Source organism: Coraliomargarita algicola (genome assembly GCF_033878955.1).
GTDB classification, from domain to species: Bacteria; Verrucomicrobiota; Verrucomicrobiia; order Opitutales; family Coraliomargaritaceae; genus Thalassobacterium; species Thalassobacterium algicola.
This window is the reverse complement of sequence record NZ_CP138858.1, coordinates 3,210,656-3,224,674: the sequence shown is the minus strand read 5'-3', so window position 1 is coordinate 3,224,674 and position 14,019 is coordinate 3,210,656. Positions and strand designations below refer to the sequence as shown.

General features: G+C 53.1%; 16 protein-coding genes and 1 tRNA gene. 8 read left to right on the top strand and 9 right to left on the bottom strand.

What is annotated here, in order from left to right; all coding sequences use genetic code 11:
* Window positions 1-4 precede the first annotated feature (4 nt).
* The 6 genes from SH580_RS13060 to SH580_RS13035 form a co-directional block, all read right to left on the bottom strand.
* Window positions 5-1,006, bottom strand: a complete 1,002-nt coding sequence (locus SH580_RS13060; protein ID WP_319831296.1) for a hypothetical protein — start codon at window positions 1,004-1,006, stop codon at window positions 5-7.
* 239 nt (window positions 1,007-1,245) lie between these two features.
* Window positions 1,246-1,788: an MOSC domain-containing protein gene (locus SH580_RS13055; protein WP_319831295.1), complete on the bottom strand. Its 543-nt coding sequence runs from the start codon at window positions 1,786-1,788 to the stop codon at window positions 1,246-1,248.
* Between the two features lie 154 nt (window positions 1,789-1,942).
* Entirely contained in the window at window positions 1,943-2,161 is a 219-nt protein-coding gene (locus SH580_RS13050) for a tyrosine-type recombinase/integrase (protein WP_345786196.1), read from the bottom strand.
* Entirely contained in the window at window positions 2,155-2,853 is a 699-nt protein-coding gene (locus SH580_RS13045; RefSeq protein ID WP_319831294.1) for a tyrosine-type recombinase/integrase, read from the bottom strand. The genes SH580_RS13050 and SH580_RS13045 overlap by 7 nt, the downstream gene beginning before the upstream one ends.
* 72 nt (window positions 2,854-2,925) lie before the next feature.
* Window positions 2,926-3,714, bottom strand: coding sequence for a ParA family protein (locus SH580_RS13040; RefSeq protein ID WP_319831293.1), 789 nt, complete (start codon window positions 3,712-3,714; stop codon window positions 2,926-2,928).
* Between the two features lie 62 nt (window positions 3,715-3,776).
* Window positions 3,777-4,577, bottom strand: a complete 801-nt coding sequence (locus SH580_RS13035) for a fumarylacetoacetate hydrolase family protein (RefSeq protein WP_319831292.1) — start codon at window positions 4,575-4,577, stop codon at window positions 3,777-3,779.
* A gap of 95 nt (window positions 4,578-4,672) precedes the next feature.
* Here SH580_RS13035 and SH580_RS13030 point away from each other — a divergent pair.
* From SH580_RS13030 to SH580_RS13015, 4 genes are all read left to right on the top strand, one after another.
* Window positions 4,673-4,749, top strand: a tRNA-Val gene (locus tag SH580_RS13030).
* A gap of 149 nt (window positions 4,750-4,898) precedes the next feature.
* Window positions 4,899-5,141, top strand: coding sequence for a GIY-YIG nuclease family protein (locus SH580_RS13025; protein ID WP_319831291.1), 243 nt, complete (start codon window positions 4,899-4,901; stop codon window positions 5,139-5,141).
* A gap of 169 nt (window positions 5,142-5,310) precedes the next feature.
* A complete protein-coding gene (locus SH580_RS13020) occupies window positions 5,311-5,553 on the top strand; it encodes a GIY-YIG nuclease family protein (RefSeq protein WP_319831291.1) in 243 nt (80 codons plus the stop codon).
* Between the two features lie 169 nt (window positions 5,554-5,722).
* Complete coding sequence (locus SH580_RS13015; protein WP_319831290.1) at window positions 5,723-6,244, top strand: GIY-YIG nuclease family protein; 522 nt, start codon at window positions 5,723-5,725, stop codon at window positions 6,242-6,244.
* 61 nt (window positions 6,245-6,305) lie between these two features.
* On the opposite strand, the gene SH580_RS13010 is transcribed toward SH580_RS13015, so the two are convergent.
* Together SH580_RS13010 and SH580_RS13005 are read right to left on the bottom strand one after the other, a co-directional pair.
* Window positions 6,306-6,593 carry a hypothetical protein gene (locus SH580_RS13010; RefSeq protein ID WP_319831289.1) on the bottom strand — a complete coding sequence of 96 codons (288 nt, stop codon included), beginning with the start codon at window positions 6,591-6,593 and terminating at the stop codon, window positions 6,306-6,308.
* A gap of 115 nt (window positions 6,594-6,708) precedes the next feature.
* A complete protein-coding gene (locus SH580_RS13005) occupies window positions 6,709-7,482 on the bottom strand; it encodes a tRNA threonylcarbamoyladenosine dehydratase (protein ID WP_319831288.1) in 774 nt (257 codons plus the stop codon).
* Window positions 7,483-7,567: 85 nt separating this feature from the next.
* On the opposite strand from SH580_RS13005, the gene SH580_RS13000 reads away from it, so the two are divergent.
* The 3 genes from SH580_RS13000 to SH580_RS12990 all read left to right on the top strand — a co-directional run bounded on the left by SH580_RS13000 (window position 7,568) and on the right by SH580_RS12990 (window position 10,960).
* Window positions 7,568-8,326, top strand: coding sequence for a Nif3-like dinuclear metal center hexameric protein (locus tag SH580_RS13000; protein WP_319831287.1), 759 nt, complete (start codon window positions 7,568-7,570; stop codon window positions 8,324-8,326).
* A gap of 18 nt (window positions 8,327-8,344) precedes the next feature.
* Complete coding sequence (locus tag SH580_RS12995) at window positions 8,345-9,640, top strand: leucine-rich repeat domain-containing protein (protein WP_319831286.1); 1,296 nt, start codon at window positions 8,345-8,347, stop codon at window positions 9,638-9,640.
* 105 nt (window positions 9,641-9,745) lie between these two features.
* Window positions 9,746-10,960, top strand: a complete 1,215-nt coding sequence (locus tag SH580_RS12990) for a SpoIIE family protein phosphatase (protein WP_319831285.1) — start codon at window positions 9,746-9,748, stop codon at window positions 10,958-10,960.
* On the opposite strand, the gene SH580_RS12985 is transcribed toward SH580_RS12990, so the two are convergent.
* Window positions 10,940-11,713, bottom strand: a complete 774-nt coding sequence (locus SH580_RS12985) for an RsmE family RNA methyltransferase (protein WP_319831284.1) — start codon at window positions 11,711-11,713, stop codon at window positions 10,940-10,942. The genes SH580_RS12990 and SH580_RS12985 overlap by 21 nt on opposite strands.
* A 155-nt stretch (window positions 11,714-11,868) precedes the next feature.
* Between SH580_RS12985 and SH580_RS12980 the strand changes: the two genes are divergently transcribed.
* Window positions 11,869-14,016 (top strand): M3 family metallopeptidase, encoded by a 2,148-nt coding sequence (locus SH580_RS12980; RefSeq protein WP_319831283.1) that lies wholly within the window; start codon window positions 11,869-11,871, stop codon window positions 14,014-14,016.
* The last annotated feature ends 3 nt before the right edge of the window (window positions 14,017-14,019 follow it).

Genomic DNA, 14,019 nt, shown 5'->3' with positions numbered 1-14,019 from the left:
TGTCTTAGCGGGCAGGCGCCAAATTAACGTAAGCGCTGTTAGCTGGAGGATCGAACAGTGATGATAAAATCACACGATCCAACCGAAGTTTGGAAAATGCGACGTCATCCAACATTTTGCCATCCACATAGAGCTCATAGCCCTTGGGAAAGGTAGCATGCAAACTCTCATCAGGCGGATCAAAGCGAATACCGACCTCAACTAGATCACCATCCAAATTCGTCAGCTTAGCCCGTCGGTACAGCTCACGAAAGGTTTCGGAGTCGATATAATGATACATTGGAATCGGCAAAATGCCATGACTCAGAACGACTGCACACGAACGCCCATTCCAAGTCTCCGATGGCTGCAATTCCAACACGGAAGCGAGTCCATACTCCGACGCATCTGAAGAGAGATACGACCATGCCAAATGGGTCAACGAACCCTCCAAAAGCGCTAAACTAGTGTAATACTCTGCGGCTCCGCGACTAATCTCGATGTCACTTCCGCCCAGCCATGAACCACTCCCTTCATAGCCAAATTCAATCATCCCACCTGATGCAGTATACTTCGTCTTATATTTATACAAGTTCGGTGCCCGCGCAATGAGCACAATTTCATGATGCCCGTCAACGCCCACAGATCCCTCGACGAGATAAGAATTCACCTGATCAAACCCGGTAGCCTCCATATGTTGCTCCAGTAAGCGCTCTAATGGTGTGCGCGCCTCACTCATCATCAAGGAACGAGTGGAGATATTTCGAGACGTCACCCGCGCAGAACCTAGCTCAACGCCTGGAGAACTAGAACGCTCTGCCACACGCGCCGCATCCTCAGTGACCGTTGTCACAGCGGCTGGCGCCGCAGGTCTCACCGCAGAGCGATTCTTCAACATCATATAATATAGGAAGCCAGCACCCCCAGTTACCAATATCAATACGGAAGCCACACTGACGTAAACCTTCCACTTCGGAATCGGTTCACCTAAAATAAAGAAATATTTAGAATACCGGGGTTCGGACATAATAAAACAAACGAGGATAGATTAAGTGGGATCGCCTGGCTACATCTCACACTATGACTCATCAACCGCACGTGCAGTCGGATCAGTTGCCAAAAGGAAATAAACTAGAACATTGAGGGCTCCCATGGACTGAAATAGAGCATCACCCCTAACCAAAGCGCAAGTCTTACTTACTGCCCCCTGCGAACAGGCACCAGAGCCCGCACCCTAGGCGCAGATCCCCCATCTTAGGGGCTCCGCTACATCAGGCATTGAATGCGATCTCCCACCCGCACAGTTCCGTTTTGTACGATTCTGCAAAACAGACCACGCAATCGAAGCGGCACATTTTCAGCCAGTCGCACACACTGAAACGCATCTGCCCCAAAGCGCTGAGCAAATTTCCCACAGGCATCATTCACCACATCACTCACCTCGATCACAGCCTCCCCCACCTCTAGACGAGTCCCCACAGGCAACTGAGCCTCCGTCAAATTTAGATCACAATATATATTATCGCCACAGCGATAAACCGCACCCGCAGCAGCCCCAGTGAAACATAGCATCACTCGCGTATTTGTCAGGCTCACCTGCACCCGCGGATCCGGTGCGCCATCCGGCAAACGCAACCATGCCGTCTCCTCCCAACGGTCTCCAAGAATCCCCCGTGCAACATCCAACTCCAATCGATCGACCGGCTCATGCACACCTTCCGCAGGTCGATTCATCAAAAAATCAATACGCCCACGCCCAACACGGGCATGCAACGCACGGCGAACAGCATCTGTAAATTGAGAAGACATAACAGCCCCACATCTAAACGAATGCACAGTCATATCCACCTCTAAAATCTATAGCCGCACCTCAACGCCAACAGCGACACCCCCGACTCGTAGGCGCTTCGCGCATCCGCCACCATTTCAACGCATGCAACACGAAGAACTCGTTTCGTCCGCCCTAAGCTCGCGGATGAGCCTGTTTATGCGCTTCCTTTAAACGTGCAATCGATACATGGGTATAGATCTGCGTCGTCGAAAGGTTCGCATGCCCAAGTAACTCTTGCACCGCACGTAAATCGGCCCCCTCGTCAAGCATGTGCGTCGCGAAAGAGTGACGCAACTTATGCGGCGTCATATCCAGCGGCAATCCAGCTGCGGACAAATGTGTCTTCAACAATCTCTGAATTTGACGCGGCACCATGCGCTGCCCCCCCGCGTGCAAACCACAGGAGCCTCCAAAGCTGCTTCCAGTTCAAAACGCTGTACAAATGTTTTCAAACATTGCACCGCGACAGGCCCCAGTGGACACAATCGCTGCTTCCGCCCTTTTCCCAAAACGCGCGCGACACCTTGGCTCAAATCAATATGGCTATGATTGAGCCCACAAAGTTCACTCACACGCAGCCCCCCACCATAGAGCAACTCCAAGATCAAGCTATCACGAAAGGCCTCAAACTCACTCAACTTACCATCTTTCCAAAGCAAGATCGGCGTATTGAGCAAGCAGCGCATCTGGCTCTCGGTCAAAAATTTTGGTAGCGGCTTATCTAACTTCGGCAGGGTCAAGCCAGTGAAGGGATTATTCTCCACAATCCCTTGTCGGCGCAAATAAAGATAAAACGCTCGCAGACCTGACACTTGATTATGCAGCGTGCGACGTGCCTTGGAGCGCCCCTCCTCAATTAAAAAAGAACGCACCTGAATCGAAGTGACAGCCGCAAAATTACCTTTCCACTTCCCCGCAGCAATCAACTGACGAACAAAGTTCTCCACAGCCGAGCGATAGTTACGCAAAGTATACTCCGATACCCGACGCTCATGTGCCAGGTGGTCGCAAAACTGGTCGAGATGCGGAATGGGCGGAGACATGATTGTGTAAACGTTAAGCCTAGGAAGCGCAGTCAGAAAACAAATGCCAGCACCCAAGGTCGAAAAAAACCTCTATTTTTTACCGAGCTTAAAACGCTCAATCACTTCTTCAGCAAAATAACGGTAGGCATGCGCACCGGCGCTATTCGGCTCATACTCAAAAATCGATTGACCAAAGCTAGGTGCCTCACTCAGACGCACCGAACGAGGAATCATACTCCGAAAAACCAGCTCATCGAAGTGATTACGCACCTCCCCCACAACTTGCTGGCCCAAATTAGTGCGCTGATCAAACATCGTCATCAAGATTCCTCCAAGCTGAAGGCCGTCATTGACACCCGCATCACGTAACTTATCGACCACTTTTAAAATCTGTCCCAAGCCCTCCATCGCGAGATACTCGCATTGCAGTGCGATGATCAAATAATCCGCAGCCGCCAAGCTATTCATCGAGAGCATACCAAGCGCGGGCGGACAATCCAACACGATGGCATCGTAATCATTGGACTCACGCAGCGGGCGCAACACCTCACGCAATTGCACCAAATAATCATCACGTTGATACAATTCGATCTCAATCGCCGCCATATCCACCTCGGAAGGTATCATGAACAAGCAATCATTGGCCCCCACAGGTTGCACACGCTCAAGCGCATTTCCTTCGCCGCAAAGCGGACCATAGAGGCTACCGCCCTCAAGCTTTTCAAGACCCAGCCCACTCGTGGCATTGGCCTGTGGGTCCAGATCCACGAGCACAGTGCGTACACCCTGATCCGCGAGTGCATAGCTCAGATTAATAGCAGTCGTCGTCTTACCGACGCCGCCTTTTTGATTCGCAATAGTAAATACGGTGGCCGACATAAGCCACTCTTGATAGACAATGCAGTTATCTCGTCGAGCAGAAAGGCAGAGAGTGAACTTCCCTACCCTTCCGCCACCACAGGATTCCGTAGAATTCCGATACCGCTAATCTCAATCGCCACCTCGTCCCCGGGCTTAAGAAAGCGTTGCGGATTCGCGGCCACACCCACACCAGGAGGCGTCCCCGTCAAGATCACCGTCCCCGGCAACAGAGTCGTGCTACCACTCAGAAAAGCAATCAGCTCCGCCACGGTAAAAATCATATCGCCAGTATAGGACTCTTGACGAATTTCACCATTCAAAATGGTACGAATCGGTAAAATCTGCGGATTCGGAATACGATCCGCCGTCACCAGCACTGGACCAAGCGGGCAAAAAGTATCGAAACTCTTCCCCTTCACCCATTGCCCACCACCGTGAGCTTTTTGCCAATCACGCGCACTCACATCATTCGCACAAGTGTATCCCAAAACATAATCCAGCGCCTCTTCGACAGCCACATTCTTACAAGTCTTACCAATCACCACAGCCAACTCGCACTCATAGTCCACCTGATCGCTATGCAAATAACGCGGCAAAGCAATCGGACACTCAGGGTCCAGCACCGAACTCGTGCTTTTCATAAAAACCACCGGATACTCTGGCAATTCCGACTTCATTTCGGCCGCATGCTCACGGTAATTCAGGCCGATCGCATAGATCGCCGTCGGCTCCACCGGTGCCAACCGTCGCACAGGGTCCAGCAATTCAGCCCCCTGCGAAAACGAACCATACAGTTCACCTTGCAAGCAGAAGACCGCATCCCCCACCTCGCAACCATAGTGAATTGAACCATCCTGAGTCTGCACACGTACTATATCCATATACCCGCAGAATCGACTGATTCCCCAAGACCGCAAATTTTTTCTTGCATTGCTTGAAACTAGGACCTTTATTCCCGCCCTTTCGTATGGATTACGGGGGCTTAGCTCAGTTGGTTAGAGCGCATCCTTGACATGGATGAGGTCGCAGATTCGAATTCTGTAGCTCCCACCATGCTTCGCTCTGCGAGCTACGCATGGCGCAGCCAAAGTAGCTCGCAGAGCGAAGCATGCCCTTGCGTAGTCCGAAGGACGAAGCAGGGCGCGACTTGTGGATGAAAAAGCCACCCATCCAAACAAGAAGGCACCACAACAGCCAAGCCCGTGAACTACGTTTACCTCATACGCTCCGACTCACACCCCAAGCAATCTTATGTCGGTTACAGCACCGACCTCAGAAAACGCCTCTATTACCACAATCAAGGCGACAGCCCCCACACTGCGAAGTACAAACCTTGGAGCTTAGCCTTTTACGCAGCCTTTCCCAATAAGACCAAAGCACTCGAATTCGAAGCTTACTTAAAAACGCACTCAGGCAAAGCATTCATAGCCAAGCGACTAACCTAGCAAACTTCCGCCTGGCCTCGGGCTTCGCTCTGCGAGCTACGCATGGCGCAGCCAAAGTAGCTCGCAGAGCGAAGCATGCCCTTGCGTAGTCCGAAGGACGAAGCAGGGCGCGACTTGTGGATGAAAAAGCCACCCATCCAAACAAGAAGGCACCACAACAGCCAAGCCCGTGAACTACGTTTACCTCATACGCTCCGACTCACACCCCAAGCAATCTTATGTCGGTTACAGCACCGACCTCAGAAAACGCCTCTATTACCACAATCAAGGCGACAGCCCCCACACTGCGAAGTACAAACCTTGGAGCTTAGCCTTTTACGCAGCCTTTCCCAATAAGACCAAAGCACTCGAATTCGAAGCTTACTTAAAAACGCACTCAGGCAAAGCATTCATAGCCAAGCGACTAACCTAGCAAACTTCCGCCTGGCCTCGGGCTTCGCTCTGCGAGCTACGCATGGCGCAGCCAAAGTAGCTCGCAGAGCGAAGCATGCCCTTGCGTAGTCCGAAGGACGAAGCAGGGCGCGACTTGTGGATGAAAAAGCCACCCATCCAAACAAGAAGGCACCACAACAGCCAAGCCCGTGCACTACGTTTACCTCATACGCTCCGACTCACATCCCAAGCAATCTTATGTCGGTTACAGCACCGACCTCAGAAAACGCCTCCACACTGCGAAAATTTTGACAAGCGATCAAGGCCGCACCACTGTGCCGCTTATGCGACAAATCAAAGCACTCATTTACGCACTCCTCGGCGGCATGGTCGCGTGGGGCTACTGGCAAAGAGGCAGTGTCGGCATGACGATCTTCATCGCAATATTTACTCTCGCGATGATCGCGCTCACACTGTCCACCATCGGGCGCATGCGCATCAGCTGGAACAAGGAAGGCATCACCCTAGCCGCGTTTCCCAAAAAGCCAAAACTCATCCGCTGGGAAGACCTGGAAAAAATCTCACTCGACCACCTCGGCTATCACATCAGTGCATCCAGCGGTCGATTTAAGATTCGCCAAAAATCAATGCCGGAAGATCTGCTAAAGCGCATCAAAGAAAACATTCGCATCAACAAGAGCCCAAGTAATAGCAAAACATCGAACAGCTAAGGCCCCGAATCATTAAGCGCTCCAACATCGGGCCACCGCCACCACACAGACTAGGCGCAGGCTACTCATTCACACAAGCAGCCGAGATTCCAGTGATTTCTTCAAATATGGAGGGCTCCTCTTCATAGACTCTCAACTGCTCGACCAAAGCCGCTTGAGCAGGCACACCCGTCAAATAAAGCTCGGCACCTTCCGAGGTCTCCACCCCCATCCACAACTTGACCTCTGCATAGTGCTGCAACAACCAGCCCAAGGCCACATGCATCGCAGCGCCATCCGTAGGCAGCTCATAAAAATCTGCCCGATGGTCGCTATGCGACCAGATTACAACTTTTGGGTTATCCATCATCCAAACGGCCGAGTCAGCCAGTGCTAATATAGATCATAATTACAGATACTGACAAGCATTCCAATATAACAAACCAAGCTTCAAACTTTTTTCACAAATGCCACACAGAAAATAATTACGTCATAGCGATGCGCTTAATCACCTCAGCTGCTAAAAAGAAGCCCACAGTACCAGTTAAATACGTTGCCGAGCCAAAACCGGTATCGCAATTTAGACGATAATCTTCTCCCGCCTCACGCTCGCAACTCACCGAACCATCCGACAGCGGAAAGACTGGCAATTCGTCCGAATACACACAATCGACCTTAAACTTCTGACGTTTATACTTAGGAAAGCCATATTGCTGACGCAGACGCTTACGCACCTGCAGCAAGAGTGGATCATTAATCGTGCGCGCCAAATCACAGATACGCACTCGGCTTGGGTCGATACAACCGCCCGCTCCGCCACATGTGATCAGCTTGAGCCCGCGCTTGCGCGCTTCGGCAATCAAAAAACATTTATGCCGCGTGCTATCGATTGCATCGATGATGTAATCATAAGTCGGCTCCAATAATCGATCGGCCGTGCTCTCGCTAAAAAACACCTCCTCCACCGTCACCGCACACTCTGGCGAGATCTGCCCGACACGCTCGGCCAGCACGGAGGCCTTACTCCGCCCCACCGCCCCGTCCAGCGCGTGCACCTGCCGGTTCACATTACTCAGGCACACCTCATCCATGTCGACCAGCGTCAGCGCACCGATTCCCGAACGCGCCAGCGCCTCCACCACCCAAGAGCCCACGCCCCCGAGACCAATCACGCATACATGCGCCCCGCGAATGCGAGCCAAGCCAGCAGTGCCATACAAGCGCCCAATCGCGCCAAATCGTGTTTCGTAGTCAGACATGTTTTTTGAAGTTAGAACTTAGAAGATCAAAGTTAGAAGTTAAAAAACTCTTCACTCTCCACTCGATACGCTCCACTCTGCTGCTATGGCCAAGCTACATGATATCGTCGCCTTTTGTGATCAACGCACCCGCCGCAGCGAAGTGAAAGACTTCGACGGCGCCTACAACGGCCTCCAGATCGAGAACGATGGCACCGTCAAAAAGATCGGTGCCGCAGTCGATGCCGGCGAACGCCCTTTCCAATCCGCGATCGCCGAAGGCATCGACTTCCTAATCTGCCACCACGGCCTATTCTGGACACCGCCGACACCGCTCACAGGTGGCAACGCGCGCAAGATCAAGACCGCCTTCGACGGTAATCTCGCCGTATACGGCGCCCACCTGCCACTCGACTGCCACCCGGAAATCGGCAACAACGCTCTACTCGCTAAAGAGCTCGGCCTCAAAAAAATCGACACCTTCCTCAATTATGAAGGCAACGACATGGCAACAGTCGCCCTCGGCCCCATGGGAGGCCGTGCAGAAATCGCCAAGAAGTTACAAGCCCTCTTTCCAGACACCTACCACGCCATCGAATATGGCAGTGAAAAGCCCAAACGCATCGGCATCCTGACTGGCAGCGGCCAGAGCGCCGTCCCTCACCTGCTAGCCAACGGCATCGACACCCTCATCACGGGCGAATTGCGCCAACATCACTTCAACATGGCACAAGAGCTCGGCCTCAACCTATACCCCTGTGGCCACTACGCCACCGAAGTGTTCGGCGTCAAAGCACTTGCTGCCGAGGTCGCCTTCAAATTTCAACTCGAATGGCAATTCATCGAACAACCTTGCCGACTCTAAGCCAAGCAACTGAACAATATGCAAAACTTCCAAGCATATAGAATCTCACTGACTCTCGTATTACTGCTCGCCCATGCCACCGGACTATCGGCCGCCAACAAAATAACTAAGTCCAAAATCGAAATAGAGGCGCCACTCTCGACTACAGAGATTCAGGCAATCCAATCACTACAAAGTTGGCCCCACCAAGAGATCACGCTGAGCAAATCTGCAGACGACTCAACCTTACAGTCTCTGACTAAACTGGATACTGTCGTTGACCTCACGATCAACTTTCGCAACGACCAAATCACCTCGTTCGCGCCTTTAGCGGATCTCCCACACTTAGCCGCCTTTGATGCCAGGGATGCTGGATTCAAAAAGGACACCCCCTTCAGCCTACTCCCCTTGGCCAAGTGCTCGAAACTACAGGTGCTCAGCCTAAGCAATACCACGATCAAAGATGCATCCGCCCTGGTGAAATGCTCACGGCTGACACGCCTAGAGTTGACCAATTCCTCTGTCGAGACGCTAGACTTCCTCAGTGGCACACCTCGTCTGCAGTTGCTAGAAATCAATAGCCGCGACAACAGCTTCGATTCCTATGCCCCGATTGGGCAGCTCAAATGGATCGAATATCTCGACGTTTCAACCAACCCGCAAGCGACCGACAAAGCCCTGACACCCTTGGCAGCTTTGAGTAGCCTCCGCCACCTCGAGGTAGCTTACTGCACCGAAATCACGAATTTGAACTTCGCTCGTAACAATACGTTTCTCGAATACATGAGCGCCCAGAGCTGTAGCGCACTGGACGACCTCTCAGGGCTAAAGGGGCTCAAATACCTCGACCACCTGAACATTCGCGCGACGAAAGTCAGCTCATTGTCAGCACTAGAGGGCACCCTTTTCCTGCGGAGACTCTTCATCAGCCGCACCCCCATCGCGGACCTTAGCCCGCTCGCTCAATGCTATAGTCTGGAAGATATCGATGCAGCAGGGTCACAAGTCGACAATCTCCAAGTGATCGGACGACTCCCTCAACTAACAAGGCTCAACATCAGCCGCACGCCCATCGAAAGCATCGAGAGCTTACCCATGACCAATAAGCTGAGCTACCTCGATATCTCCTACACAAAAGTTAACGACCTCACCCCATTGGCCAAACAAAGGCACTTAGAGACGCTGTTAATCATCGACATCCCAAGCAGCGATCTATCCCCGCTCCACAGCCTCCCCAATCTACGGGAACTGCATCTCAAAAAAGATTTCCCACAGGCCGAAATCGACCGCCTACTCTCAGCGAATCCACTGATCGAAATACGCCTACGATCATAGGAATATCGGCTCCATTTCAGATCAACAGTTGCCCCATAAAAACATTTTGAATCCGCAGCTCTAGGTTTGCCATCCACCTAGAAAAAAACTAAGTTATTCACCCTAATGAAGAAAACGGCTAAGATCGAACCTGACGGCAATTCCATGCTCCTTCGCGCCTCTGCGAAGCGTTTATTTGAGAGCCTGATGGAGCAGACCGCTGATCGCATCTACATCAAGGACAAAAAAAGCCGCTTTATTGCTGCCAGTCAGGCACTCGCAGACATGCATGGCTTCAAAAACAGACACGATCTGGAGGGCATGACCGACTTCGACCTCTTCACGCACGAGCACGCACAACAAGCCTTCGACGACGAACAGGAAATCCTGCGCACAGGAAAATCGATCATCAACAAAGTCGAAAAAGAAACCTGGGAAGACCGCAACACAACCTGGGTCTCTTCCACCAAAGCCCCCCTCTACCTCAGCTCCGGAAAACTCGCCGGCATCATTGGCATTTCACGCGACGTCACCGCAGAAACCATCGCTCAAGAGAAATTGGCCGACAGCGAACAACGCCTGCGGGAACAAAATAAAATTATGCTCTCCGACTACGAGAGCGCGATGAAAGTGCAAAGCGTCATGATCCCCGGACGCGTGCCACATATCAAAAATGTCAACATCGCCCATCTGTGGAAACCCATGACTATGGTCGGTGGCGATATCATTAACTTCCCACGCAATCCCAAAAATTGCCTACTATTTTTCATGGGCGACGTCTGCGGGCATGGCGTCACTGCAGCCTTCTATACAGTATTGATCAAGTACCTGACCGCACACAGTGCTGAAGTCTACAACGATAATCCGCGCGATTTTCTAAACTCCGTGAACGAAGGCGTCACTGGGCGTATCAACAGTGGCTTCGTCACAGGTCTGGCCGGACACTTTAGCGCTCGACAAGAAGACGGCAGCCGCAAGCTCATCCTCTCTCATGCAGGACACAAGCAAGTGCTCATTTACCGTAAAAAAGAAAATGCAATCGAGCTAATCAACCTTCCAAATGGCACAGTAATGGGCATCCCCGGCACCACCGCCTCCCGCTCCAAAGCACTGGAACTCCACACTGGCGACCGCTTCTATGCATTTACCGACGGCATCGTAGAATCCTCTAACCCCGCAGGTGAAGAGTTTGGCATGCAACGCGTAATCAAGCGACTGACAAAGCTTTCAAGCAAACCAATCGACGAAGCCTTACACACACTCTACGACGATGTTGTTCTATACACCGAAAGCCCGAATCAACAAGACGACATCACCCTCTTAGGCTTCGAGCTGACCTAAGTCAGCACCTCCGGCCACACACTGATCCACCACACTCAAAATATAGGCCGCCGCAGTCTCCGCCCGCAGCACATTTTGCCCGAGGCGCACGGGAACAAAGCCTGCCTCAGCTAAAGCGGCATACTCCTCAGCTGTGAAATCCCCCTCGGGCCCCACTGCCACCACCACTTCTTGCAGCGCCCCAGCCGCGTCCAATACCTCGCGCAGAGGCCGACTCCCGTCCTCCAAGCTAGCGACCACTCGTAAAGTCCCCGTTTTTGCTGGATGCTCTCGCAACCAATCGACCAAAGAAGTCGGCGCCGCCAAATCGGGTAGATAGCCCAAGCCACATTGCTTACAGGACTCGATCATCGTCACCCGCCACTTCTCCACTTTGGAGAGCAGGCGTTCCCCCTTGATCTGCACATCGCCCTGATGCGTAAAAACCGGCTGCACCCGCGCAGCGCCGATCTCAGTCGCCATGCGCAAGATGAGGTCCATCGTCTTCCCCTTGGGAATCGACTGCAGCAAAGTCACACGCGGCATCGGCAGCGCATCGCGCACAATCTCGTCCACTTCAATTCGCACCGCTTTGGCATCTGCAGCCGCAATGCGCCCCCTATGACGCGTGCCACGACCATCCAAAACCTCCACCGTCTCGCCCACCTTCGCCCGAAAAACCCGTACCAAATGATGACTCTCCCGCGCGTCCAATGTTAATAAATTGGACTCCACAGAAGCTTCAGGGAACAAAAAGGATCGATAACGTGCCATACTTCAAAGCTGGAAACTCTCTCACTTCTTTGCAACTCATTCAGTTTCCCAGTTGTCGATTTGCCCACAATCGCTTTGCTCATCCAGAATCTACCCAAAATTTCCCATTTCCACTTTCCCATTTCCTAATTCCTAATTCTTAATTCCTAATTCTCATGCATCCCTTCCTGCAAAACGACTTCCACATCAAGTGGTCCACGCTCACCCCCTCGCACATCGAGGCCGACATCACTAAAGCACTCAACGAAGCCCAGGCCGCCGTTGATGCCGTCGCCCAACAGACCGCTCCACTAACATACGCCAACACTATCGCCGCACTCGACGACGGCCTTGAAACACTCAACCATGCCTGGGGCCTGGTCAGCCACCTCGACTCCGTCGCCAACAGCCCGGAACTACGCGAAGCTCATAACAAGATGCTCCCCAAGGTCAGCGAGTTCTTTGCCAGCATCCCGCTCAACGAAGCACTCTGGGCCACCCTCAAAGCCTACGGCACACAAAGCGAAACACTCAGCCCCACCAAGCGACGCTACATTCAAGAGACACTCGCCGATTTTCGCGAGGCGGGCGCCGACCTGCCGCCCGAACAAAAGAAGCGTGCCGGAGAAATCCAAAGCGAACTCGCCAAGCTCACTCAGAAATATTCGGAAAACTGCCTGGATGCCACCAACGCCTGGGAGAAAATTGTCACCGACAAGGAACAACTTTCGGGTCTGCCGGAATCCGCACTGGATGCCGCCCGCCAAAGCGCCGAGCAAAAGGGCAAAGAAGGCTGGCGCTTCACGCTACAGGCGCCCAGCTACATCCCTGTCATGACCTACGCGGATAGCGATGCCCTGCGCAAGGAGGTCTGGCAGGCCTACGCCGCCATTGGCCGCGAAGGCGAACACGACAACCGCGAACTGGTCCGCCAAATCCTCGACCTACGCCACGAATTTGCCCAACTCGTCGGTCAGGCAAATTTCGCCGACCATGTCACCGAGCGCCGCATGGCTGCCTCCGGGAAAGCCGCACTCAGCTTCGGCGACGAAATCTTCCAAAAAGTCCGCAAACAATTCGAACAAGAAGCCGAGCAACTACGCCAATTCAAAGCATCTCTAAACTCCCCACTTCCCAATTCCGACTCCCCACTTCTTCAGCCCTGGGAAGTCGGCTACTGGGCCGAAAAGCAGCGCAAGGCCAACTACGCCTTCGACGAAGAAGCTCTGCGCCCCTACTTCCCGATCGATCGCGTCATCAGCGGGATGTACCAGATCGCACAACAAATCTTTGGGCTGCGCATTGAGGAACGTCGAACATCGAACGCCCAACATCGAACATCGAATAAGGAAGAACCCACACTCGACGTTCAGCGTTCAACGTTCGATGTTCAATGTTCAACCCAAGGTTCGGCTCCGGAGGAGCCGCAGACATGGCACCCCGAAGTTAAATTCTACGATCTTTTCGACTCGGAGACTGACGAACAACTCGGCTCTTTCTACGCCGACTGGCACCCGCGCGAGTCCAAGCGCGGCGGGGCATGGATGAATTACCTGCTCACCGGCAACCGCGACAGTTCTGTGGGCCCACGCACGCCGCACCTCGGCCTGATCTGCGGTAACCTCACTCCCGCCGTCGGCGACAAGCCCGCACTGCTCACTCACCGCGAAGTCGAAACCATCTTCCACGAATTCGGCCACCTGCTGCATCACCTTTGCGGCGAAGTCGAAGTCAAATCACTCAATGGTGTCAACGTGCCATGGGACTTTGTGGAATTACCCTCACAGATCATGGAAAACTGGTGCTGGGAGCGCGAGAGCCTCGACCTTTTCGCTCGTCACTACGAAACAGGCGAGCCGATCCCGGAGGAACTCTTCGACAAGATGCTGGCCGCGCGCAACTACATGAAAGCCAGCGCCAACGTGCGTCAGCTCGCCTTTGGCAAGATGGACTTGGAGCTCCACATCCACTGGCCAGAATCCGCCAAGGAAGACCTCGACGCCTTCGTCGAAAACGTGCTCACCGGCTACAGCGCGGAATACAAGACCAAGCCCAAGAGCAATGTCTTCAACTTCAGCCACCTCTTCAGCAGTCCGACGGGGTATGCGGCCGGCTACTACAGCTACAAGTGGGCGGAAGTTCTAGACGCCGACGCCTTCACCCGCTTCCAGCAAGAAGGCATCCTCAACGGCGAAACTGGCCGCGACTTCCGCAGCAAAATCCTAGCCAAGGGCAACTCCGAGGACCCCGCCCAACTCTACAAGGACTTCATGCACCGCGCCCCCGATCCCGACGCCCTACTGCGCCGCGACGGATTGCTTTAATAA

Excerpts from the sequence above, each read along its gene's own strand:
- SH580_RS13055 (WP_319831295.1), bottom strand. The coding sequence starts at position 1,788 with ATGTCTTCTCAATTTACAGATGCTGTTCGCCGTGCGTTGCATGCCCGT.
- SH580_RS13060 (WP_319831296.1), bottom strand. The coding sequence starts at position 1,006 with ATGTCCGAACCCCGGTATTCTAAATATTTCTTTATTTTAGGTGAACCG.
- SH580_RS12995 (WP_319831286.1), top strand. The coding sequence starts at position 8,345 with ATGCAAAACTTCCAAGCATATAGAATCTCACTGACTCTCGTATTACTG.
- SH580_RS13010 (WP_319831289.1), bottom strand. The coding sequence starts at position 6,593 with ATGATGGATAACCCAAAAGTTGTAATCTGGTCGCATAGCGACCATCGG.
- SH580_RS12980 (WP_319831283.1), top strand. The coding sequence starts at position 11,869 with ATGCATCCCTTCCTGCAAAACGACTTCCACATCAAGTGGTCCACGCTC.
- SH580_RS13005 (WP_319831288.1), bottom strand. The coding sequence starts at position 7,482 with ATGTCTGACTACGAAACACGATTTGGCGCGATTGGGCGCTTGTATGGC.
- SH580_RS13040 (WP_319831293.1), bottom strand. The coding sequence starts at position 3,714 with ATGTCGGCCACCGTATTTACTATTGCGAATCAAAAAGGCGGCGTCGGT.
- SH580_RS12985 (WP_319831284.1), bottom strand. The coding sequence starts at position 11,713 with ATGGCACGTTATCGATCCTTTTTGTTCCCTGAAGCTTCTGTGGAGTCC.
- SH580_RS13000 (WP_319831287.1), top strand. The coding sequence starts at position 7,568 with ATGGCCAAGCTACATGATATCGTCGCCTTTTGTGATCAACGCACCCGC.
- SH580_RS13045 (WP_319831294.1), bottom strand. The coding sequence starts at position 2,853 with ATGTCTCCGCCCATTCCGCATCTCGACCAGTTTTGCGACCACCTGGCA.
- SH580_RS13035 (WP_319831292.1), bottom strand. The coding sequence starts at position 4,577 with ATGGATATAGTACGTGTGCAGACTCAGGATGGTTCAATTCACTATGGT.
- SH580_RS12990 (WP_319831285.1), top strand. The coding sequence starts at position 9,746 with ATGAAGAAAACGGCTAAGATCGAACCTGACGGCAATTCCATGCTCCTT.